General features: G+C 69.7%; 17 protein-coding genes. 10 read left to right on the top strand and 7 right to left on the bottom strand.

The window, feature by feature from the left end; all coding sequences use genetic code 11:
• Positions 1–2: 2 nt before the first annotated feature.
• Positions 3–1,238, top strand: coding sequence for a serine hydrolase (locus DMH01_RS12580; protein ID WP_125676176.1), 1,236 nt, complete (start codon positions 3–5; stop codon positions 1,236–1,238).
• A 21-nt stretch (positions 1,239–1,259) separates the two neighbouring features.
• Here the strand turns inward: DMH01_RS12580 and DMH01_RS12575 are convergent, their stop codons facing one another.
• Positions 1,260–2,723, bottom strand: coding sequence for an alpha/beta hydrolase (locus DMH01_RS12575; protein WP_125676174.1), 1,464 nt, complete (start codon positions 2,721–2,723; stop codon positions 1,260–1,262).
• Between the two features lie 174 nt (positions 2,724–2,897).
• Between DMH01_RS12575 and DMH01_RS12570 the strand changes: the two genes are divergently transcribed.
• Positions 2,898–4,385: an FAD-dependent monooxygenase gene (locus tag DMH01_RS12570; protein WP_125676172.1), complete on the top strand. Its 1,488-nt coding sequence runs from the start codon at positions 2,898–2,900 to the stop codon at positions 4,383–4,385.
• Positions 4,386–4,450: 65 nt separating this feature from the next.
• Here the strand turns inward: DMH01_RS12570 and DMH01_RS12565 are convergent, their stop codons facing one another.
• From DMH01_RS12565 to DMH01_RS12550, 4 genes are read right to left on the bottom strand one after another with little or no spacing between them, the layout of a single operon-like run.
• On the bottom strand, positions 4,451–5,440 hold the full coding sequence (locus DMH01_RS12565; protein WP_063274641.1) for a TIGR03842 family LLM class F420-dependent oxidoreductase: 990 nt from the start codon (positions 5,438–5,440) through the stop codon (positions 4,451–4,453).
• Positions 5,441–5,450: 10 nt separating this feature from the next.
• Positions 5,451–6,836, bottom strand: a complete 1,386-nt coding sequence (gene hydA / locus DMH01_RS12560) for a dihydropyrimidinase (RefSeq protein ID WP_125676170.1) — start codon at positions 6,834–6,836, stop codon at positions 5,451–5,453.
• Positions 6,836–7,678, bottom strand: coding sequence for a nitrilase-related carbon-nitrogen hydrolase (locus tag DMH01_RS12555; protein ID WP_125676168.1), 843 nt, complete (start codon positions 7,676–7,678; stop codon positions 6,836–6,838). Before DMH01_RS12555 ends, hydA begins: the two co-directional genes overlap by 1 nt.
• Positions 7,629–9,200 carry an NCS1 family nucleobase:cation symporter-1 gene (locus DMH01_RS12550; protein WP_125676166.1) on the bottom strand — a complete coding sequence of 524 codons (1,572 nt, stop codon included), beginning with the start codon at positions 9,198–9,200 and terminating at the stop codon, positions 7,629–7,631. The genes DMH01_RS12555 and DMH01_RS12550 overlap by 50 nt, the downstream gene beginning before the upstream one ends.
• A 241-nt stretch (positions 9,201–9,441) precedes the next feature.
• Here DMH01_RS12550 and DMH01_RS12545 point away from each other — a divergent pair, with 241 nt between their 5' ends.
• The 3 genes from DMH01_RS12545 to DMH01_RS12535 all read left to right on the top strand — a co-directional run bounded on the left by DMH01_RS12545 (position 9,442) and on the right by DMH01_RS12535 (position 12,837).
• Positions 9,442–10,125, top strand: coding sequence for a response regulator transcription factor (locus tag DMH01_RS12545; protein ID WP_255432048.1), 684 nt, complete (start codon positions 9,442–9,444; stop codon positions 10,123–10,125).
• Positions 10,122–11,159: a HAMP domain-containing sensor histidine kinase gene (locus DMH01_RS12540; protein WP_125676165.1), complete on the top strand. Its 1,038-nt coding sequence runs from the start codon at positions 10,122–10,124 to the stop codon at positions 11,157–11,159. Before DMH01_RS12545 ends, DMH01_RS12540 begins: the two co-directional genes overlap by 4 nt.
• Positions 11,160–11,283: 124 nt before the next feature.
• A complete protein-coding gene (locus DMH01_RS12535) occupies positions 11,284–12,837 on the top strand; it encodes a DUF4153 domain-containing protein (RefSeq protein ID WP_125676163.1) in 1,554 nt (517 codons plus the stop codon).
• A gap of 139 nt (positions 12,838–12,976) precedes the next feature.
• Here the strand turns inward: DMH01_RS12535 and DMH01_RS12530 are convergent, their stop codons facing one another.
• On the bottom strand, positions 12,977–13,342 hold the full coding sequence (locus DMH01_RS12530) for an SSI family serine proteinase inhibitor (RefSeq protein ID WP_125676161.1): 366 nt from the start codon (positions 13,340–13,342) through the stop codon (positions 12,977–12,979).
• A 59-nt stretch (positions 13,343–13,401) separates the two neighbouring features.
• Positions 13,402–15,024: a PucR family transcriptional regulator gene (locus DMH01_RS12525; RefSeq protein ID WP_125676159.1), complete on the bottom strand. Its 1,623-nt coding sequence runs from the start codon at positions 15,022–15,024 to the stop codon at positions 13,402–13,404.
• A gap of 143 nt (positions 15,025–15,167) precedes the next feature.
• Here DMH01_RS12525 and DMH01_RS12520 point away from each other — a divergent pair, with 143 nt between their 5' ends.
• From DMH01_RS12520 to DMH01_RS12500, 5 genes are all read left to right on the top strand, one after another.
• Positions 15,168–16,664: a CoA-acylating methylmalonate-semialdehyde dehydrogenase gene (locus tag DMH01_RS12520; protein WP_125676157.1), complete on the top strand. Its 1,497-nt coding sequence runs from the start codon at positions 15,168–15,170 to the stop codon at positions 16,662–16,664.
• Positions 16,665–17,113: 449 nt separating this feature from the next.
• Positions 17,114–17,722, top strand: a complete 609-nt coding sequence (locus DMH01_RS12515) for a DUF1707 domain-containing protein (RefSeq protein ID WP_233621485.1) — start codon at positions 17,114–17,116, stop codon at positions 17,720–17,722.
• Positions 17,723–17,803: 81 nt separating this feature from the next.
• Entirely contained in the window at positions 17,804–18,829 is a 1,026-nt protein-coding gene (hrcA, locus tag DMH01_RS12510) for a heat-inducible transcriptional repressor HrcA (RefSeq protein ID WP_125676155.1), read from the top strand.
• A gap of 42 nt (positions 18,830–18,871) precedes the next feature.
• Complete coding sequence (dnaJ, locus tag DMH01_RS12505) at positions 18,872–20,035, top strand: molecular chaperone DnaJ (RefSeq protein WP_125676153.1); 1,164 nt, start codon at positions 18,872–18,874, stop codon at positions 20,033–20,035.
• Positions 20,036–20,038: 3 nt separating this feature from the next.
• Positions 20,039–20,791: a 16S rRNA (uracil(1498)-N(3))-methyltransferase gene (locus tag DMH01_RS12500; protein WP_125676151.1), complete on the top strand. Its 753-nt coding sequence runs from the start codon at positions 20,039–20,041 to the stop codon at positions 20,789–20,791.
• Positions 20,792–21,039 lie beyond the last annotated feature (248 nt).

Raw genomic sequence — 21,039 nt, 5'->3', positions numbered from 1 at the left:
GCATGATCGAGCTGAAGGTGGACGTCGACCCGGCCGAGGTGGGTTTCGACGCGGAGCGGCTGCGCCGGATCGACAAGCACTTCGACGGGTATCTGGAGCGAAAGCGGCTCCCCGGGTATCTGGCCGTGGTGACCAGGAACGGGAAGGTCGCGCATCTCGCGTCGAACGGGCAGCGTGACATCGAGGCCGGGCTGCCGGTCGAGACCGACACGATCTGGCGCGTCTACTCGATGACCAAGCCGGTCACCTCGGTCGCCGCGATGATGCTCGTCGAAGCGGGGCTCATCGACCTCAAGGACCCGATCTCCCGCTGGCTGCCGGAGTTCTCGGAACCGCGGGTCTTCGCCGGGGGCTCGTCGGTGAAACCGGCGACCGTGCCCGCGGCCGAACCGATCCGCCTCTGGCATCTGCTCACCCACACCGCGGGCCTGACCTACGGATTCCACCGCACGCATCCGGTCGACGCGCTCTACCGTGAGGCGGGGTTCGACCTCGGCACCGCGCCCGGGCTCGATCTGGCGGGTGTCTCCGAGGCGATCGCGCGGCTGCCGTTGCTGTTCCAGCCGGGTTCGGAATGGAACTACTCGGTCGCGACGGACATCCTCGGCAGGCTCATCGAGGTCGTCTCCGGTCAGCCGCTCGACGTCTTCTTCGCCGAGCGGATCTTCACCCCGCTCGGCATGCACGAGACGGGGTTCCAGGCCGCAGCCGGCGATCTCGATCGGCTGGCGGCGCTCTACGTGCCGCATCCGGTCACCAAGGAGCCGTTCCGTCACGACGAGCTGGGCAACGTCGGCCGCGTCGCGCCCTCGTGCTTCTCGGGCGGCGGAGGGCTGGTCTCCACGGCGGGTGACTTCCACCGGTTCGCCCAGATGCTGGTGCGCGGCGGCGAACTCGACGGCGTCCGGCTGCTCGGCCCGCGCACGGTGCGGCTCATGGCGACCAACCACCTGCCCGGCGGTGTGGACCTGGAGACCTGCGGACGGACCGGGTTCTCCGAAGCACCGTACGACGGTTTCGGCTTCGGGCTGGGCTTTTCGGTGCTCGACGACCCGGTGAAGGCCAAAACCCTCGCCAGCGCCGGGGAATTCGCCTGGGGCGGCGCGGCGAGCACCGCGTTCTGGGTCGATCCGGACGAGGACATCACGGTTCTGTTCTTCACCCAGTTGCTGCCGTCGTCGACCTACCCGATCCGCGTCGAATTGAGGAACCTGGTGTATCAGGCCTTGGTCGACTGAGGGAAAGCCCATCGCCCGGTCTTACCTCGCGTCGAACGGCGCGTGATCCGGGGCGCACACGGTGCCGCGCGCCGGAAGGCGTCCGTGGGACAGATAGGCGTCGACGGCCGCGTCGACACAGGCACTGCGGTTCAGCGCGCCGTGCCCCCAGGCGTCCAGCGTGAGGAGCCGCGCGTTGCCGAGGATGCGTTCGGCCCGCTTCGCCCCGGCGTACGGCGTTTCCGGGTCACCCTTTCCGTTGGCCAGCAACAGGATCGGCGTGGTCGGCCGGTTCCACGGTCCCGTGTACCGCGCCGGATCGGAGGCGGGCCAGAAGGCGCACGGCAGGGAGAGGTACGTGTCGTACGAACCGAAACCGCGGCTTTCCCGGTCGGCCGCGCGGGCCGCGCGAGGCCACGCGGCCGGATCGCGCGGGTTCGCGGTGTCCGCGCAGATCGTCCCGCCGCCACCCATCGCGGAATCGAACGGTGTCGGGATGGCCTTCGCCGCAACGGGTTTCGTCGCGGACTGAAGGAATTCCGCCAGCGCGGGGGAGCGGGCTTCGTCGGTCAGCGCGTTGTGGGTACGCCGGATGACCTCCTGATAGGTGATCGGCCCCGGGGTGGCTTCGAGCCGGTCGAGGAGGGCGTCGTATTTGGCCCGCAGATCCTTCCCCGGCTCGCGGAACGCGCACCGCGTGTCGGCCGCGCACGCGTCGAGGAACGCCTGCAGCGCGCGGTCCGCGTCCCGGAAGCCGCCGAGCCTGGTGCTGAACGGGACGTTCGCGTCCTCCGGGCGGTGTCCGGTGGACCAGGCGATCGGATCGTTGACGGCGTCCAGTGCCAGCGCGCCGACCCGATGCGGGAACAGGTTGGCGTACACCTCGCCGACGTAGGTGCCGTAGGAAAGCCCGTAGTAGCGCAGGCGGGGCTCGCCGACGGCTTGGCGCATCCTGTCGAGGTCCCTGGCGACGTTCGCGGTCGACAGGTGCCCCAGTAGCGGCCCGGCGTTGCGGCCGCAGGAGGCGGCGACCTCGCGGACGTCGGCGAAATGCCGGGTCTCCTGCTCCGCGGTGATCGGGAAGTTCCCCAGAACCCGTTTGAGCGGCTCGGTTTCCTCCTCGCCGGCGAAGCAGCGCACCGGTGTGCTGGCGCCGATGCCGCGGGGGTCGAAGCCGACGATGTCGAACTGCCGGTGCAGGGACGGGGTCTGGAATCTGCTGAAGCGACCCTGATTCCCCGGGCCGCCGGGGTTGGTGAAGAGGGTGCCGCGTTTGTGCTTCTGGTCCGTCGCGGGGAGGCGGCCGAGCGCGATGGTGATCCGAGGTCCGCCCGGGTCCTGATAGGACAACGGGACCTCGATCTCGGCGCAGTCGTAACCCGGTGGCGACCCGGATGGGCAGGGACCCCAGGCGAGACCCTTCGGCGCGGCCGAGACCGCGGGCGTGATCGTGACGGCGGCGAGTGCGGTGAGAGTGAGCACAGTGGCGATGCGGAATCTGGTCACCCGGCCAGCGTCTCGCCTCGCGGGCGCACGTTCCCTGGTGCTCGCACCCGGAAAAATGGTGGGGTACGCCCCTCCATGTTCAACATATAGCGCACCGCGGGGCTTGCGGCAAGACCCCGGTGGTGCCGCAGAATCCTCGGCCGTAGCGAGAACAGGCCGAACAGGAGTGAAGTTTTGACGGACGTCGACGTGATCATCGTGGGTGCCGGCCCGACCGGTCTGATGCTGGCCGCCGAACTGCGGCTGGCCGGTGCGCGCCCGCTGGTCCTGGAACGGCGGCCGGAACAGGGGAAGACTCCGAAGGCCCACGGCCTCAGCGGGCAGATCCTGGACCTGCTGCACTATCGCGGCCTGCTGGAGCGGGTGCGGGGACTCGTCACCGACCCCGTCCCGCCGCATCGTTTCCCGTTCGGTGGGGTGCACGTCGACCTCACCCGATTCGAGGAGCCGCCACTGAAGGCGCTTTCGGTACGGCAGCAGTCGTTGGAGCGGCTGCTGGAGGAGCACGCCATCGAGCTCGGCACGGAAGTGCGTCGCGGGCACGAAGTCGTCGGCCTGCGCCAGGACGACGAGTCGGTGACCGCCGAGGTACGCGGACCGGACGGAGCGTACGAGGTCACCGCCCCGTACCTGGTGGGCTGCGACGGCGGGCGCAGCCCGGTCCGCTCGATGGCCGGGATCGGCTTTCCCGGCACCACCTATCCCGAGGTCAACCGGATCGGACAGGTCAAGATCCCCGACGGCCTGACCGTCCACGAGAACGACGACATCGAGACGCCGGAACTGGGCCGGATCAAGGCGGGCTTCACCCGTACCGACGCCGGTGTGTTCGCGCTCGGTTCGCTGACACCGGGGATCCTGTTCATCCAGACCACCGAGGACGATCCCGGCGAGGTCGACGACGACGTGCCGATGACCCTCGCGGAACTCGGGGACAGCATCCGGCGGGTGCTCGGCGGGGACGTGCCGCTGGGCGACCCGGTCCGGCTCTCGCGCTACCAGTTCTCCGCCCGCCAGGCGGAGCGTTACCGCGAGGGGCGGATCCTGCTGGCGGGCGACGCGGCCCACCTGTTGCCGTCCACCGGCACGGCGATCAACGTCGGCATGTCCGACTCGGTCAACCTGGCGTGGAAGCTGGCCGCCGAGGTCCAAGGCCGGGCGCCGGAAGGACTGCTGGACACCTATCACGCGGAACGGCACGCCGCCGGTGCGCGTGCGCTCCTGCAGTCCCGGGCGCAGGTCGCGTTGCGGCGCGGGCACGACGAAGCCGCCGAAGCGCTCCGCGCGGTCTTCCAGGAACTGCTGGACGACGAGCAGGCGGCGCGACGGCTGGCCTCCCACGTCGCCGGGACCGACACGCGTTACCCGATGCCGGGCTCCGGGCACGCGCTCGCCGGTACGTTCGTCCCGGATCTGGCGCTGGAGACCGACGAGGGCGCGACCAGCGTCGCCGAACTGCTGCGCCCGGCGCGGCCGGTCCTGCTGGATCTCGCCGGGCGACCGGACCTCCGTGAACTCGCACAGGGGCGCGTGGACGTCCACACCGCGAAGGCCGAGGACCGGCCCGCCGACGTCCTCCTGATCCGTCCCGACGGCTACGTCGCCTGGGCGGGCGACGACGCGGACGGCCTGCGCGAGGCACTCGCCGCCTGGTTCGGCTGACCCCCACGCATTTCGTCCTCTGAATGCGGTGAGAACGCATTCAGAGGACGAAATGCGGGTCGTCGTCAGCGGTTGATGACCTCCGAGCCGTAGCGCTTCAGGGTCTCCTCGCGCTGGTCGTGCATCAGGTACAGCGAGAACTGGTCGACACCGAGCGAAGCCAGCTCCTCCAGACGTTCCACGTGCGCCGAAGACGGCCCGAGGAGGCAGAACCGGTCCACGATCTCGTCGGGGACGAAATCGGTCGACGGATTGCCCGCCCGCCCGTGGTGCGAGTAGTCGTAGCCCTGCCGCTCGCGGATGTAGTCGGTCAGTTCGTGCGGCACCGGCCCGGAATCGCCGTACCGCGCCACGAGATCCGCGACGTGGTTGCCGACCATCCCGCCGAACCAGCGCAACTGTTCCCGCTGGTGCGCCAGGTCGTCGCCGACGTACGCCGGGGCCGCGAGGCAGATCGTGATCCCCGCTGGATCCCGACCCGCCGCGCGCGCCGCCTCCCGGACCGAGCCGATGGTCCACCGGGCGATCGCGGGATCGGCGCACTGGAGGATGAAGCCGTCGGCGTGCTCGCCGACCGTCTTCAGCGCCTTCGGCCCGTATCCCGCCATCCACATTTCGAGTCTGCCGTTGCGGATCCACGGGATCTGCACCGGCTTGTCCCGCAACAGGACTTCGCGGCCTTCGGCGAGTTCCTTGACCACGTGCATGCAGTCGCGCACGGTGGCCAAAGTGGACGGTGGCATGCCGACCACCCGGTGCGCCGAGTCGCCGCGGCCGATCCCGCAGACCGTCCGGTTGCCGTACATGTCGTTGAGCGTGGCGAAGGTCGACGCCATCACCGACCAGTCCCGGGTGGCCGGGCTGGTCACCATCGGGCCCACGATCATCGACGACGTCGCCGCGAGGATCTGCGAGTAGATGACGAACGGTTCCTGCCACAGCACGCACGAGTCGAACGTCCAGCCGTAGCGGAAACCCTGGTCCTCGGCGGCCTTCATCAGCCGCACGAGGTCGCGTGCGGGCGGGTCGGTCTGGAGCACAATCCCGAAGTCCACGGCCACCGCCTCAGTTCAGATACTGGTTCAGGTCGCGCGAGAGGAATTTCCCGTGCGTCGTACTGCCCGAGAAGCCGGACGGCGACACGACCACGCGGCCGCGCGAGAGCACCGTCTCGACCTTGCCGGTGATTTCCATCCCTTCGTAGGCCGAGTAGTCCACGTTCATGTGGTGCGTCTCGACCGACAAGGTCTGCGTCGCTTTCGGGTCGTAGACGACGATGTCCGCGTCCGAACCCGCCGCGATGACACCCTTGCGCGGGTACAGCCCGAACATCCGCGCCGGGGTGGTCGAGCAGGTCTCGACCCAACGGCCGAGGGTGAGCTCGCCCGCCACGACACCCTGATGCAGCAGGTCCATCCGGTGCTCGACGCCGGGGATCCCGTTGGGGATCGCACGGAAGTCGCCGCGGCCGAGTTCCTTCTGGTCCTTGAAACAGAAGGGACAGTGATCCGTGGACACCACCGAGAGATCGTTGGTCCGCAGCCCTCGCCACAGATCGGCCTGATGCGACTTCTCGCGCAACGGGGGAGAGGCGACGTACTTGGAGCCCTCGAAATCCGGTTTCGCCAGGTCCTCAATGGACAGATAGAGATACTGAGGACAGGTCTCCGCGAAGACGTTCTGCCCGTTGTCGCGCGCTTCCGCGACCGCGGCCAGCGCCTGCGACGCCGAGAGGTGCACGATGTACAGCGGCGCCCCGGTCACCTTGGCCAGCTGGATCGCGCGCGAGGTCGCCTCGCCCTCCAGCTCAGGTGGCCGGGTGAGCCCGTGCTGCACCGGGTCGATCTTCCCGGCGTCGAACGCCTGCGCGGCCAGCTGGTCGATCGCGATGCCGTTCTCCGCGTGCATCATGATCGTCGCGCCGATCTCGCGCGCCTTCTGCATCGCCAGCAGGATCTCGCCGTCCGTGGAGTAGAACACCCCCGGATACGCCATGAACATCTTGAAACTGCCGACCCCGCCGTCGACGCAGGCCTGCATCTCCTTCAACGACGAATCGTTGACGTCGGAGACGATCATGTGGAAGCCGTAGTCGATGGCGCAGTTGCCGTCGGCCTTCTCGTGCCATTTGTCCATAGTGGACAGCAGGGAGGTGCCCTTGGCCTGGACGGCGAAATCGATGATCGTGGTCGTGCCGCCCCACGCCGCCGCCGTCGTCCCGGTGCCGAAGGTGTCGACGGAATGCGTTCCGCCGAACGGCATCTCCATATGGGTGTGCGCGTCGATCCCGCCGGGCAGCACGTACTTCCCGGTGGCGTCGATGACCGAGTCGGCGGGCCCCAGCGTTCCGGGGGCGCCGACGGCCGAGATCGTCTCGCCGTCGACGAGGACGTCCGCCGCCGAAGCGCCCGCCGTGGACAGCACCTGCCCGCCGCTGATGAGGGTGGTCATCACGCCTCCGCGAGGGGTCCGTAGCTGTCGGGACGCCGGTCTCGGTAGAAGGCCCAGAGATCCCGGACTTCGGTCAGTTTCGCCATGTCGAGGTCGCGGACGACGATCTCCTCTTCGGTGTCGGACGCGGCGTCGCCGACGAGCTGGCCGCGGGGATCCGCGAAATACGACTGGCCGTAGAAGTCGTTGTCGCCCAAGGGTTCCACGCCGACGCGGTTGATCGTGCCGACGTAGTACTCGTTCGCGACGGCGGCCGCGGGCTGCTCCAGTCGCCACAGGTACTCCGACAGGCCCCGGCTGGTCGCTGACGGGTTGAACACGATCTTCGCGCCCGCCAGGCCCAGCGCGCGCCAGCCCTCCGGGAAGTGCCGCTCGTAACAGATGTAGACGCCGATGCGGCCGACGGCGGTGTCGAACACCGGGTAGCCCAGGTTCCCGGGCCGGAAGTAGAACTTCTCCCAGAAGCCCTTGACCTGCGGGATGTGGTTCTTGCGGTGCTTGCCGAGGTAGGTGCCGTCGGCGTCGATCACCGCGGCGGTGTTGTAGTACACGCCGGGCTGCTCGACCTCGTACATCGGGACGACCAGCACGACACCGTGGCGTTCGGCGACCTCCTGCATGAGCTTCGTCGTCGGCCCGTCGGGGATGCCTTCGGTGTAGGAGTAGTAGTCGGTGTCCTGCACCTGGCAGAAATACGGGCCGTAGAACAACTCCTGCAGGCAGACGACCTGCGCGCCCTGCGAAGCGGCCTTGCCGATGGCTTCGACCGCGCCTCTGATCATCGACTCCTTGTCACCCGTCCACCGCTGCTGGATCAATCCGGCTCGGACCAGGTCGCTCACTTGCGTCCTCCTCGATATAGGTGGTGCGCTTGCGTTCGGACAGGGACAGCAGCAGGTAGACGACGAAAGCGCCTGCCAGGCCGACGACCCAGTTGTAGTCGTAGAGCGGTTTCAGCAGCGGGATCAGGCCGTCTTCGGGGAACGGCCCGCCGTACGCGCCGCCGACCGCGAGCACGGCACCGACCAGCGTCGCGACCAGCGCCCGCCAGTTCCAGCCGCCGTTGAACCAGTAGACGCCGCGTTCGGTGTAGAGATCCCGCAGGTTGAGGCGCGTGCGGTTGACCACCCAGTAGCCGGCGACGAGCACTCCGGCGACCGCGCCGAGCAGACCGCCGTAGAAACCGAGCCAGGCGAAGATGTAGATGTTCGGGTCGGAGTAGAGGCGCCACGGCTGGATGAGGATGCCGATGATGCCGGTGATCAGTCCGCCGACGGCGAAGGTGATCTTCTTCGGGAAAGCGTTGGAGAAGTCGTAGGACGGGCTGACCACGTTCGCCGCGAGGTTCGCCGACACCGTCGCCAGCACCAGCGCGATCAGCGCGACCACCACGACGACCGGGGAATCGAACCGGTCGGCCAGTTTCGCCGGGTCCCAGATCTGCTCGCCGTAGAGGACACTGCCGCCCGAGGTGGTCAGGATGGCCACGATCGCGATGAACGTCATCGTGGTCGGCAGGCCGAGGATCTGGCCGCGGACCTGTTTGCCCTGGCTGCCGCCGAAGCGGGTGAAGTCCGGCATGTTCAGTGAAAGCGTCGACCAGAACGCGATCATCGCCATCAGCGACGGGGCGAACACCTTCCAGAAGTCCGGCCCCCAGCCGAGTTTCCCGGGCTCGGCCAGGATCGGGCCGAAGCCGCCCGCCTTGACCAGCACGTAGCCCAGCAGGATCAGGAAGCCGACCGACACCAGCGGCGCCGTCCAGTTCTCGAACTTCCGGACCGCTTCCATGCCGCGCCAGATGATGAGCATCTGCACCAGCCAGAACACCGCGAACGAAAGCCAGAGCGTCCAGTGCTGGCCGAGGACGACGGCGGAGTTCTTCCAGCCGGGGCCCGCGAGCCTGCCGACGATGATGTAGATCGCCTCGCCGCCGACCCAGGTCTGGATGCCGAACCAGCCGCACGCGATGAACGCCCGCAGCAGCGCCGCCAGATTCGCGCCGCGCATCCCGAAGAAGGCGCGGGCGAACACCGGGAACGGGATGCCGTACTTCGTCCCGGCGTGGCTGTTGAGCAGCATCGGGATCAGCACGATCAGGTTGCCGATCGTGATCGTGAGCAGAGCCTGAACCCAGTTCATCCCGAGCGCGATCAGCGAAGCCGCGAGCGCGTAGGAGGGGATGTTGTGCGCCATGCCCATCCACAGCGCGAAGTAGGTGTACGTGGTCCAGGTCCGCTTTTCGACCGGGACCGGGGCGAGTTCTTCGTTGTAGAAGCGGCTGTCCTTCAAGGACTCGACCTCGCCGAGTTCCACCCGGCCATCAGGATGCACGTGCTGCGTACCGCGTGCCGTCGGCTCCATTGCGGAATCGTGCTCGCCCGCGCCGCGCGGGTGGGACTGGCAGACTGTTCACTGTTGAGGGCGTCGGAGCGCAGACTGTCGATTGCGCTCGAGGGCTCGCGGTGCATGACCTGCGTCACACACACGGACGTAGTAATCCGGCAAACCGGCCGAAACATCTCCACAGGATCTCCACAGCTCACCCGGATGGTCTCCACGGCCGGTGCTTACAGTCATCCCCATGGAACTGGGAGGACGCCGGGTGCTGGTCGTCGAGGACGACGTGACCATCGCCGAGAGCATCGCCGCGCGGCTGCGGGCCGAGGGATTCACCGTGGACCTGGCGCACGACGGCCCGTCCGGCGTCGAGACCGACGCCGAGCGCGAGCCGGACCTGGTGGTGCTCGACGTGATGCTGCCGGGGTTCGACGGGCTCGAGGTCTGCCGCCGGATCCAGGCCCGCCGCCCGGTCCCGGTGCTGATGCTGACCGCCCGGTCGGACGAGACGGACATGCTGATCGGTCTCGGCGTCGGCGCGGACGACTACCTCACCAAGCCGTTCTCCATGCGGGTGCTCTCGGCGCGGGTGCACGCGCTGCTGCGGCGCGTCGAACGAGCGGCCAGGACCGACGTGAGCGACGCCGGTACGAAGATCGTCCTCGGCGACCTCGAAATCGACGTCGACCAGCGGCGCGTCACCCGCGCGGGCAACCAGGCCCAGCTGACGCCGATCGAGTTCGACCTCCTCGTCCACTTCGCGAAGCGCCCGAGGGCGGTGCAGCCGAGGGAACGCCTGCTGAGCGAGGTCTGGGACTGGGACGTCGCGGGCACCGGTTCGGGTACCCGCGCGGTCGACAGCCACATCAAGGCGCTGCGCCGGAAACTGGGCGCGGATCTCATCCGCACCGTGCACGGCGTCGGCTACGCCCTGGAGGTGGGATCGTGAAGCTCCGCCCGCTGCTCGGCCGGATCGTCGACGCGCTCCCGAGACCGCTCGACCCGGTGCGGTCCATCAAGCTCAAGCTCGCGATCCTGCTGGTGTCCTCGGGCGGTATCGCGTTCGCCTTCTTCAACTGGCAGATCGGCTGGCTGCCGCCGCGGACCACGATCGCCGCGATGGTGCTCGCCGTGGTCACCTCGCAGATCCTGGCGCACGGGATGACCAGGCCGCTGCGCGAGATGACCGCCGCCGCCCGCGCGATGGCCAAGGGCGACTACACCCGGCGGGTCCGCGCGACCGCTCGCGACGAGGTCGGGGAGCTGTCCCACGCCTTCAATCAGATGGCCGCCGACCTCGACGCCTCGGATCAGCGCCGCCGCGAGCTGATCGCGAACGTCTCCCACGAACTCCGCACGCCGATCACCGCGCTGAACGGGGTGCTGGAGAACCTCGTCGATGGCGTCGCCAAACCCGATCCGGCGACGTTGAAGACCGCGCTGCAGCAGACGGAACGGCTCGGCAGGCTCGTCTCGGAACTGCTCGATCTTTCGCGGATCGACGCGGGCGCGTTCCCGTTGCAGCTGGAGGAGTTCGACCTCGAACTGCTGCTGGAGGAGGTCGCCGCCGAAGCCGGGGTGACCGCTTCCGCGACCGGCCGTGGCGTGCGGTTCGCCGTCGACGTCCAGCCGCCCGGCGCGACGGCCGTCGCCGACCGCGGCCGGCTCTACCAGGTCGTGGTCAACCTGCTCGACAACGCCGTCCGGCACGGCCCGGCCGGGGGAGAGGTCCGGGTGCGGGCGCAGGCCCGCGAGGCCGACGTCGTCATCGAGGTCGAGGACGAAGGCCCCGGGATCCCGCCGGGGGAGCGGGACAGCGTGTTCGAGCGGTTCACCCGCGGCGAGCGGGCCGGCGGCGGGGGCACCGGCCTGGGGCTCGCGATCGCACGGTGGGTGGTCGACCTCCACGACGGCAGCATCGCCGTCGTCACGCCCGAGCAGCGGCCGGGCTGTGTCATCCGCGTCGTGATCCCCGTTCCGTAGGGGCTGAAGGGGACTTTCCCCGCATGTGATGGGGCGAAAGCGTCCTTCACCGCATGAGATGAGGTGAAGGGGCCCTTCAGCCCCCTCGCACCTCGATATGTGCTTTCGCAAACTGGAGGATTCGATGAGCGAAGACCAAGAAGACCGGCAGGCGCACGCGTCGCCCCCTTCGGTGACCGCCACGTTGCCGCCCGCGCCGCCGATCCCGGTGCTGATGCGGCCCCGCGTGCCGCCCAAGTCGGCGATCGTCCCGTTGCCCGGCTCCGTCCTGCCCGCGGCGGCCGCGGCCGGGCTGATCGCCGCCTTCGCCATGCCGGACGAGCCCGGAGCGGGCTGGTTCGTGGCCGGGCTCGCCTTCGCGGTGGCCGTCTACTTCGCCGACAAACGCGCCCGCGGCGACGCCGAACCGCATTTCCGCCTGGTCAACGCGGTATGGGCGGCGGCCGCGCTGGGACTGCTCGCGGTCGGCATGGTCCGCGCGTCGGTGTGGCTGAACGTGTTGTGCGTGCTGGCCGCCCTCGTCGCCGGATCCCTGGCCGTGGTCGGGAAACGCACGGTGAACACGATCATCTACGACGTCTTCGCGGTCCCGATCGAAGCGCTGCTTTCGCTCCCGTGGATCGGGCGCGGGCTCGCGAAGCTCGGCAAGAAACAGGAAGGCCACGCGAGGCCGAGGTTCCTGGTGCCGGTCTTGACCAGCGCCTTGCTGCTGCTGGTGTTCGTGCCGCTGCTGCGGGGCGCGGACGCCGCGTTCGCGAACGTCGTCGACGCGGTGATCCCCGAACTGAACCCGGGAACGTTCGTGCGCTGGGGATTCTTCTTCGTCGTGGCCGCCTTCGCCGTGACCGGGGCGTGTTACCTGCTGGCGGCGCCCCCACTGCCGGCGGACGACGACGCGCCGCGCAAACGCCTGGCGCACCGGCTCGAATGGACGTTGCCGCTGGGGGTGCTGGTCGCGCTGTTCACCAGTTTCGTCGTGGTCCGCCTGGTCGTGTTGTTCGGCGGCACCGAATACCTGCTGGCCACGAGCGGCCTGACCGCGGCCGAATACGCCAGGAGCGGGTTCTGGCAGCTCTCCGCCATCACCGTGCTGACCCTGCTGCTGGTCGCCGCCGCGCTGCGGTGGGCGCCGAAGTCGTCGGCGGCCGACCGTGCCTGGCAGCGCGGGCTGCTCGGCGCGTTGAGCGTGCTCAGCCTGGTGCTGGTCGCGTCGGCGTTGAGTCGCATGTGGACATATCAGCAGGCGTACGGGTTCACCGTGCTGCGGCTGCTGGTCGAGGTCTGCGAACTCTGGATCGGGCTGATCTTCGTGCTGGTGCTCGTATCCCTGATCCCGCTGCGGTCGGCCTGGCTGCCGCGCGCGGCCATCGGAGCCGCCGTCGCGGCGCTGCTCGGGCTGGCCGTCCTCGATCCGGAACGGTTCATCGCCGACCGCAACATCGACCGGCTCGCGCACGGCAAGACGCTCGACACCGGTTACCTCTCAAGGTTTTCCGCCGACGTCGTGCCGTCGGTCGACCGGCTTCCGGAGCCGCTGCGGTCCTGCGTGCTCAGGCCGGTCCTCAAGGGAATTTCGGAAGATGATTGGCGCGAATGGAACCTGAGCCGGTCCCTCGCGCGTCAGACCCCCGTTGCCGCGAAGGACGGGATCGGGTGCCGGTACCTGCCCCGTTCTTGAGTCGTCACACCACGGCCTTGATCGCCCTCGTGGGGGTGAGGGCGATCAAGGCCGCGGTGAACGGCGCCGCCGGGCCACCGAGGGGGAGGCCCGGCGCGGCTGTGTTGCGAAAGTGGCTTTCGCAACTCCCTGGGAGCGGTCAGAAGGTGAAGACGCCTGCCGACTCGGCGTCGGCGACGCAACGGTTGGCGTACGAGGTGCGGTAGGTGACCGGTTCGCCGCGCCACTTGCCGACCGCGGAGACGTCCACCGGGGCGTATTCCAAGGTGCAGGCCCGCGGTTCCGGGCGGAGCCGGTCGAACTCCCCGTCCACTTCGGACAGTTTGGCGCAGGCGCCGCCGCGTCCCGGGTGCGAGCCCCCGGTGGGTTCGCAGGTGAGCGAGACGGTGCCGACCCTGCCTCTGGTGTCGTGGCTGGTCAGCTGAAACGTGGATTCGGCGGGTTGCGCGGGGGCCATACAGGCCAGCGCGAGCACGCAGGCGCCGATCGGTTCGAAGAAAGCCATATCAACCCTATCGGCTGACGTGACCCGGTCACTGTGTTCCACGCTCGGGTGAGATTTGCTCACTCGGACGTGTGGTCGTCCGCTTTTCGGATGTCGTGGGCGAGCAAAGCGACATAAAGCGAGAGCATCGACTCCGGATCTTCGAGCCGTACCCCGAGGACCTGCTCGATCCTGGCCAGCTGCTGGTAGTAGGCGGTGCGAGAGGTGTGCGCGGCGGAGGCCGCCGCCGACTTGTTGCCACCGTGCTCGCAGTAATGCCTCAACGCCTGGACGAGTCTGCTGCCCTGCGCGGCGTCCCGGTTCAGCAGCGGGCCGAGCTCCCGCGCGGCGAACGCGGTGATCCGTTCGTCGCCCGCCAGCAGATGCAGCAGCCCGCGCAACCGGACGTCGTCGAGCCGGTGGACCACCCGTTCGACGTTCTCGGTGAGCGCCGCGGCGGCCACCTGCGCGGCTTCGACGAGCGTCCGGCGCGCGTCGGCGGGCCCGCCACCCGTCGTCCCGACCGCGACCACGGCGGGCGCACCGGCGCGAGCCTCGTGGACGTCGGTCGCCAGCCGCTTCAGCACCGCGTCGACCCCGGCCTCGGGCGACAGCGCGAGCAGCGCGCGCACCTGTGTGTCGTCGGTGGCCACCAGCGCGGACACCTTGGCGTGCCGGGCGGCGAGCACGGTCGCCTCGGCGAGTTCCCGCAGCAGCACCGGAGTCGACTGCGCGGTCTTGGCGGTCACGGTGATCCGCGGCCGCACGGAGACCCCGACGAGCAGCCGTCCCGTCAGCGGGACACCCAGCGCCGAGGCCCGCGCGGTCAGTTCGGCGGGCGGCACCGGGTTCGCCAGCAGTTCGGTCAGGATCGCGCGGTGCGCCTGGCGTTCGAGGGAGTCGGTGTCCTTGGCGACCAGCCGGTGCACCGCGAGCGCGGACGCCGCGCGTTCGGCGACCACGACGTGCCGGTGCGGCGGCGGATCCCCGCAGACGACGACCAGCCGCCCCCAGTCGTGCCCGCGCGCGCCGACCACGGTGATCAGCCAGCCCGCGCCCGGGTGGTACCCGGTCCGCTCGCCGACCTGCACCGGCCGCGACCGGGACGGCCAGCCGGGCAGCAGTTCGCCGGGTTCGGTCCCCGCCGTGTCGTAGGCGAGGACTTCGTGCGCGAGCGTCTCCAGCACGACGGGATGTTCGGTGAGCCTCGCGACCTCGCGCAGGATGTCGCCCGGCTCGGCGCCCGCGACCGTCAGCGCGGTGAAGGTCTCGTGGACCCGCTCCGCCGCGCGGAGTTCGTCGACCTGGGCGTCGACGATCAGCCCGTTCACCGCCTCGGTGACCGACACGAAGCGCGTCTCGCGCGAAAGGGTGATCAGCGGGACACCGTGCCGGTCCGCGGCGTCGACCAGCGCGGGCGGCAGCTTCTCGCTCCAATGCCGGACCAGTTCGACGACGATCCCGGCCACTCCGACCCCGGCCAGATCGGCGACGTACCTGGCGAGCGCGGCGCCGTCGTCGGGCAGCGCGACCCCGGTGGTGAGCACGAGTTCCCCGCCGCGCAGCAACGGGGCGATGTCCGCGACCTCGGCGACGTGTGCCCAGCGGACCGGCGCGTCCAGCCCCGCCGCCCCCGCCACCACATGGGGCCTGCCCTCACGCAGCACCGGCAGCGCGAGCACCTCGGCGACGGTCGGGTACATCGGCCTCCCACCTGGTTCGGCAACGCTGGAGACAGACTGTACGGCCGGGACCGGGAGTCCGTACACGTTGCCGATGGCGTCGGTGTGGCGCACGCGCCCAGACTCGACCGGGCAGGCACCCGGCGATCAGAAGGGCGGAACCCGTGACCGACCGCATCACCCATTGGATAGACGGCAAACCGTGCGAAGGCGTGAGCGACCGATCCGGGGACGTGTTCGATCCGGCCACCGGCCAGGTGCGGGCGAAGGTCGCCTTCGCCGCGCAGGACGACGTCGACGCCGCCGTCGCGGCCGCGTCCCAGGCGCTGCCGGGCTGGCGCGGTACGTCGCTGGCCGGGCGGACGCGGGTGCTGTTCGCCTTCCGTGAGCTGCTTTCGGCGCGGCGTCACGAGCTGGCGAAGATCGTCACGAGCGAGCACGGCAAGGTCGAATCCGACGCGGCGGGCGAAGTCGCGCGCGCGATCGAGAACGTCGAGTACGCGTGCGGCGCCGCGCAGCTGCTCAAGGGCGGGTTCAGCGAGAACGCCTCCACCGGCGTCGACGTCTACTCGATCTCGCAGCCGCTGGGCGTGGTCGGCGTGATCTCGCCGTTCAACTTCCCGGCGATGGTCCCGCTGTGGTTCGTCCCGAACGCGCTCGCCTGCGGCAACACCGTCGTGCTCAAGCCGAGCGAGAAGGACCCGTCCGCGGCCGTGTTCATCGCGGAACTGTTCGCCGAAGCGGGCCTGCCCGACGGCGTCCTCAACGTCCTGCACGGCGACAAGGTGGCCGTCGACGGGCTGCTGGAACACCGCGACGTCAAGGCGATCTCGTTCGTCGGATCGACGCCGATCGCGAAGTACGTCTACGAAACCGGGACCAGGCACGGGAAACGCGTGCAGGCGCTCGGCGGCGCGAAGAACCACATGGTCGTGCTCCCCGACGCGGACCTCGACCTCGCCGCCGACGCGGCCGTCTCGGCGGGCTTCGGCTCGGCGGGGGAGCGGTGCATGGCGGTGTCGGTCGTGGTCGCGGTCGACCCGGTCGGCGACGAACTGGTCGCGAAGATCGCCGAGCGGATCAAGCGGCTGCGCGTCGGCGACGGCATGCGGCCCACCTCCGAGATGGGGCCGCTCGTCACGGCCGCCCATCACGAACGCGTCGAGTCCTACGTCGGGGCGGGGGTCGACGCGGGCGCCCGGCTCGTCGTCGACGGCCGCGGCGTCGAGGTCGACGGCGAGGACGGCGGCTTCTGGCTCGGCCCGACCCTGTTCGACCACGTCACGCCGGAGATGTCGATCTACACCGACGAGATCTTCGGGCCGGTGCTGGCGGTCGCGCGGGCCGAGGGGTACGACGCGGCGCTGGAACTGATCAACGGCAACCCCTACGGCAACGGCACCGCGATCTTCACCAACGACGGGCGGGCCGCGCGGCGGTTCCAGAACGAGGTCGAGGTCGGGATGGTCGGCGTGAACGTGCCGATCCCGGTGCCGGTCGGCTACTACTCGTTCGGCGGGTGGAAGGACTCGCTGTTCGGCGACAGCCACGCGTACGGGCCGGAGGGGTTCCACTTCTTCACGCGGACGAAGGTCGTCACGTCGCGGTGGCCGGACCCGTCGCAGGGCGGGGTGAACCTCGGGTTCCCGCGCAACAGCTGACGGACTTCACGGGCAGCGCTCTCGCTGAGTACATGAAGGCCCCCTTCCTTACGCCAGGCGCAAGGAAGGGGGCCTTCATGTACTTGGGAAGGTGTGAAGGTCGAGTTTCTTCGGCTGAGCCGAGGGAAGGAGGCCTTCACGGACTTCGGGCCCTGGAGGAACGGACGGGCCGGTGTGAAGGGAGCTTTCCCCGCATCGTGCGCGGGGAAAGTCCCCTTCGCGTCGTGCGCGCACGCGCCAGCGCCCACTGGTCACGTCGCCCATGTCGAGGGGGGCCCGGTGGAAGAAATGCTTGGATGGAAGCCTTCCCGGGCCCGCGCAGTCGGCGGAAATGGTTTTGTCATCACCGGCAGTGCGGCGAAACCGAATCAGCTCATGGCGGTCATGGCTTTTCGTCCGGTCGCCGGGAATCGCCGGAGAGATCGCCGATTCCGGTTAGCATCGCCGTCATGCCGGAATCGAAGCGGTCGGCGATGCGAGTGGCCGATTCCGATCGCGAAAACGTCGCGCGACTGTTGTGCGAAGCCATGGGGGCGGGACGGATCACCGCCGCCGAACTGGAAACGAGGCTGGACGCCGTCTACGCGGCCAGGACTTTCGCGGAATTCGAACCCGTCGTCGCGGATCTTTCCTCCGGCGGCCCGCTCGCGCTGTCCCACGACGGCGACGAGGAGCAAGGTGGACGGCGCTCGTTCGCCGTCATGTCCGCCACCACGCGGCGGTTCGCCGGACCGCTGCCGTCGAACCATGTCAGCCGTGCGTTCTGGGGCAGCGTGCGCCTCGATCTGCGGCAGGCCAGGATCGCGGCCGGATCTTGCACGATCAGGGCGGTGGCAGTCATGGGCGGGGTCAAGATCGTCGTGCCCGAGGATTTCGCCCTCGATGTCCGGGGCATCGGCCTGATGGGCGGCTTCGGCACCGGCCGCAGGACGGGGCGACGGCGGCCGGCGCCGGGCGCGCCGGTGCTGCGCGTCACGGGTTTCGCCTGGTGGGGGTCGGTGAAAGTGATCCGAAGGCCCGTGGAGCCCCGCCGGCGCTCCCTTCGCGGGCGCGGCTGACGGCCCCAAAGAAGTCCGGTGGCTCCCCGGGCACTTCGCCTTCCGTAAACTCGTTGTGAGGACGAGCCGAGGGAGGTGCGGGTGGCCAACGCGGAAGAACGCCGATTCGAAGTGCTGCGTGCGATCGTCGCCGATTACGTCTCCAACCAGGAGCCCGTCGGGTCCAAGGCGATCGTCGACAGACACAACCTCGGGGTGTCGAGCGCCACGGTGCGCAACGACATGGCGGCGCTGGAGGAAGAGGGCTACATCACACAGCCCCACACCAGCGCGGGCCGGATCCCCACCGACAAGGGATACCGCCTGTTCGTCGACCGGATCGCCGAGGTCAAACCGCTCAGCGCGGCCGAACGCCGGGCCATCACGGCCTTCCTCGACAGCGGCACCGACGTCGACGACGTCCTGCGCCGCTCCGTCCGGCTGCTCGCGCAGCTGACCAGGCAGGTCGCGGTCATCCAATACCCGATGATGACCAACTCCGCCGTCCGCCACCTCGAAGTGGTGCCGCTCACCCCCGCGCGGCTGATGCTGGTGCTGATCACCGATTCCGGCCGCGTCGACCAGCGCACCGTCGACCTCGGGGACGTCATCACCGAGGAGAACGTCGCCAGGCTGCGCACGGTGCTCAACGGGGCGCTGGCGGGCCGCCGTCTCACCGACGCCGCGGCGTCGGTCGCCGAACTGCCCGAGAAGTCGCCGGGTGAGCTGCGCGACAACCTGACCCGCGTCTGTACCGTGCTGGTGGAATCGCTGGTCGAGCACCCAGAAGAGCGGCTGGTGCTCGGCGGCACGGCCAACCTCACCCGCAACGTCTCGGACTTCCCCGGATCGCTGCGGCAGGTGCTGGAGGCGCTCGAGGAGCAGGTCATCGTGCTCAAGCTGCTGGCGGCCGCCCGCAACCCCGGTGCGATCAGCGTGCGCATCGGTGAGGAAAATGAGGACGAGCAGATGCGCAGCACCTCGGTGGTGTCCATCGGCTACGGGATGGACGACATGCTGCTGGGCGGGATGGGCGTCGTCGGGCCGACCAGGATGGACTACCCGAACACCATCGCCGCGGTGCGCGCGGTGGCGAACTACGTGGGGCAGATCCTCGCCGGTCGCTGAACGCGGCGGTGAGGTCGAAGTCAGAAGGAGAAGGCGAAGACGGTGGCGAGGGACTATTACGGCATTCTCGGGGTTGCGAAGAACGCGACGGATCAGGAGATCAAGCGCGCGTACCGCAAACTGGCCCGTGAACTGCACCCCGACGTCAACCCGTCGGAAGACGCTCAGCACCGCTTCGGCGAGGTGACCACCGCGTACGAGGTGCTGTCCGATCCGCAGAAGCGCAAGGTCGTCGACCTCGGCGGCGACCCGATGGACGGCGGCGCCCGCGGCGGCGGGGGAGACCCGTTCTCGGGCTTCGGCGGCCTCGGCGACATCATGGACGCCTTCTTCGGCGCCGCCGGAGGTGGCGGCGGCCGCGGCCGTGGCCCGCGCAGCCGCGTGCAGCCCGGCTCCGACGCACTCATCCGCCTCGGCCTCACCCTCGAGGAATGCGCCACCGGCGTCGACCGCGAGATCACCGTCGACACCGCCATCGTCTGCGACCTGTGCCGCGGCGCCGGCGCGGCCGAAGGCACCGGCACCAAGACCTGCGACACCTGCGGCGGCGCGGGCGAGGTCCAGTCCGTGCAGCGGTCCTTCCTCGGCCAGGTCGTCACGGCCCGTCCGTGCCCGGTCTGCCGCGGCTTCGGCGAGGTCATCCCCGACCCCTGCCGCCAGTGCGGCGGCGACGGCCGGGTCCGCGCCCGCCGCAACGTCACCGCCAAGATCCCGCCGGGCGTCGGCGACGGCATGCGCATCCGCCTCTCCGGCCAGGGCGAGGTCGGCCCCGGCGGCGGCCCCGCGGGCGACCTGTACGTCGAAATCGACGAGGCGCCGCACGAGGTGTTCGTCCGCCAGGGCAACGACCTGCACTGCAACTTCCGCATCCCGATGACCACCGCCGCCCTCGGCGCCACGGTGCCCATCGAGACGCTCATCGACGGCGACTACGAACTCGACATCGAACCGGGCACCCAGCCCGCCACCGAGCTCGTGCTCACCGCCAAGGGCATGCCGCGGCTGCGGTCCTCCGGCCGCGTCGACGGCCGCGGCGACCTGCACGTCCACATCGACGTCGTCGTGCCGACCAAACTCGACGACGCCCAGCGCGACCTCCTCGTCGAACTCGCCCAGCAGCGCGGCGAGGACGTACCGTCGCTCGCCTCGAACGGCTCCAAGCCCGGCGGGCTGTTCTCCAAGCTGCGCACCAAGAACCACCGGTAACCCGTGCCCGAGACGACACTGCCGGTCTTCCTCACCGCCGCGCTGCCCGGCTCCGGGCGCACCACGCTCGACGGTGAGGAAGCCCGGCACGCCGCCACCGTCCGCCGCCTGCGCGTCGGCGAACGTCTCGTGCTCTCCGACGGCGAAGGCGGCATGGCGCGCTGCGTCGTCGAAGCCGTCCAGGCGGGCCGCGACGCGGCGCTCACCCTCGCCATCGAAGAACACTGGACCGAGGAACCGCCCGCCCTGCGTGTCATCGTCGCCCAGGCGCTCGCGAAGGGCGACCGCGGCGAACTCGCCGTCGAACTCGCCACCGAGGCCGGCGCCGACGCCATCGTCCCGTGGCGTGCCGCGCGCAGCGTCGCCCGCTGGGAAGAGGGAACCCGCGGCGACAAAGCCCTCACCCGCTGGCGCACCACCGCCCGCGCCGCCGCCAAACAGGCCCGCCGCGCCCACGTCCCCGAAGTCGCCGAACCCGTCACCACCGGCGAACTCGCCGAACTCGCCCAGACCGTTTCCCGCGCACTGGTCCTCGAATCCGGTATCACCACCCGCCTCACCGAGATCGAACTCCCGGCACAAGGCGACATCCTCCTCGTCGTCGGTCCCGAAGGCGGCATCACCGACGAAGAACTGAGTACCCTCACCGACGCCGGCGCGACCGCCATTCGGTTGGGCCCCACCGTTTTGCGCACTTCCACCGCCGCCGCCGTGGCCCTCGGCGCGCTAGGGGTTCTCACAGAACGCTGGAAGTGAAAAAACACCCCACTAATTTGCGGCGAGTTATGGCGCGATCACGCAAACAGCCGTTACTCTCGTTAACTGACGCGCAACACACGGTTTCGGCGCGCCACTGGGGATGAAGCCCAGTCGCGCGCGTGAATCCCCGCCGGGCACCTCCCCCCTCGGTCCGGCGGAGCCGCGGCGGCGGTGGGCCGACCCCCAGGGTCCACCGCGCCGCGGCGTCTTCATTTCCGGCCTTCGCAGGCTCCGCCCCGAATTCG

It is taken from the genome of Amycolatopsis sp. WAC 04182, from assembly GCF_003947465.1.
In the GTDB taxonomy this organism is placed as follows: domain Bacteria; phylum Actinomycetota; class Actinomycetes; order Mycobacteriales; family Pseudonocardiaceae; genus Amycolatopsis.
This window is presented reverse-complemented; position numbering and strand designations above follow the sequence as displayed.

Bases quoted from the DNA above. Each gene is read 5' to 3' on its own strand.
- DMH01_RS12550 (WP_125676166.1), bottom strand. From the start codon at position 9,200: ATGGAGCCGACGGCACGCGGTACGCAGCACGTGCATCCTGATGGCCGG.
- hydA (WP_125676170.1), bottom strand. From the start codon at position 6,836: ATGACCACCCTCATCAGCGGCGGGCAGGTGCTGTCCACGGCGGGCGCT.
- DMH01_RS12530 (WP_125676161.1), bottom strand. From the start codon at position 13,342: ATGGCTTTCTTCGAACCGATCGGCGCCTGCGTGCTCGCGCTGGCCTGT.
- DMH01_RS12525 (WP_125676159.1), bottom strand. From the start codon at position 15,024: ATGTACCCGACCGTCGCCGAGGTGCTCGCGCTGCCGGTGCTGCGTGAG.
- DMH01_RS12580 (WP_125676176.1), top strand. From the start codon at position 3: ATGATCGAGCTGAAGGTGGACGTCGACCCGGCCGAGGTGGGTTTCGAC.
- DMH01_RS12535 (WP_125676163.1), top strand. From the start codon at position 11,284: ATGAGCGAAGACCAAGAAGACCGGCAGGCGCACGCGTCGCCCCCTTCG.
- DMH01_RS12515 (WP_233621485.1), top strand. From the start codon at position 17,114: ATGCCGGAATCGAAGCGGTCGGCGATGCGAGTGGCCGATTCCGATCGC.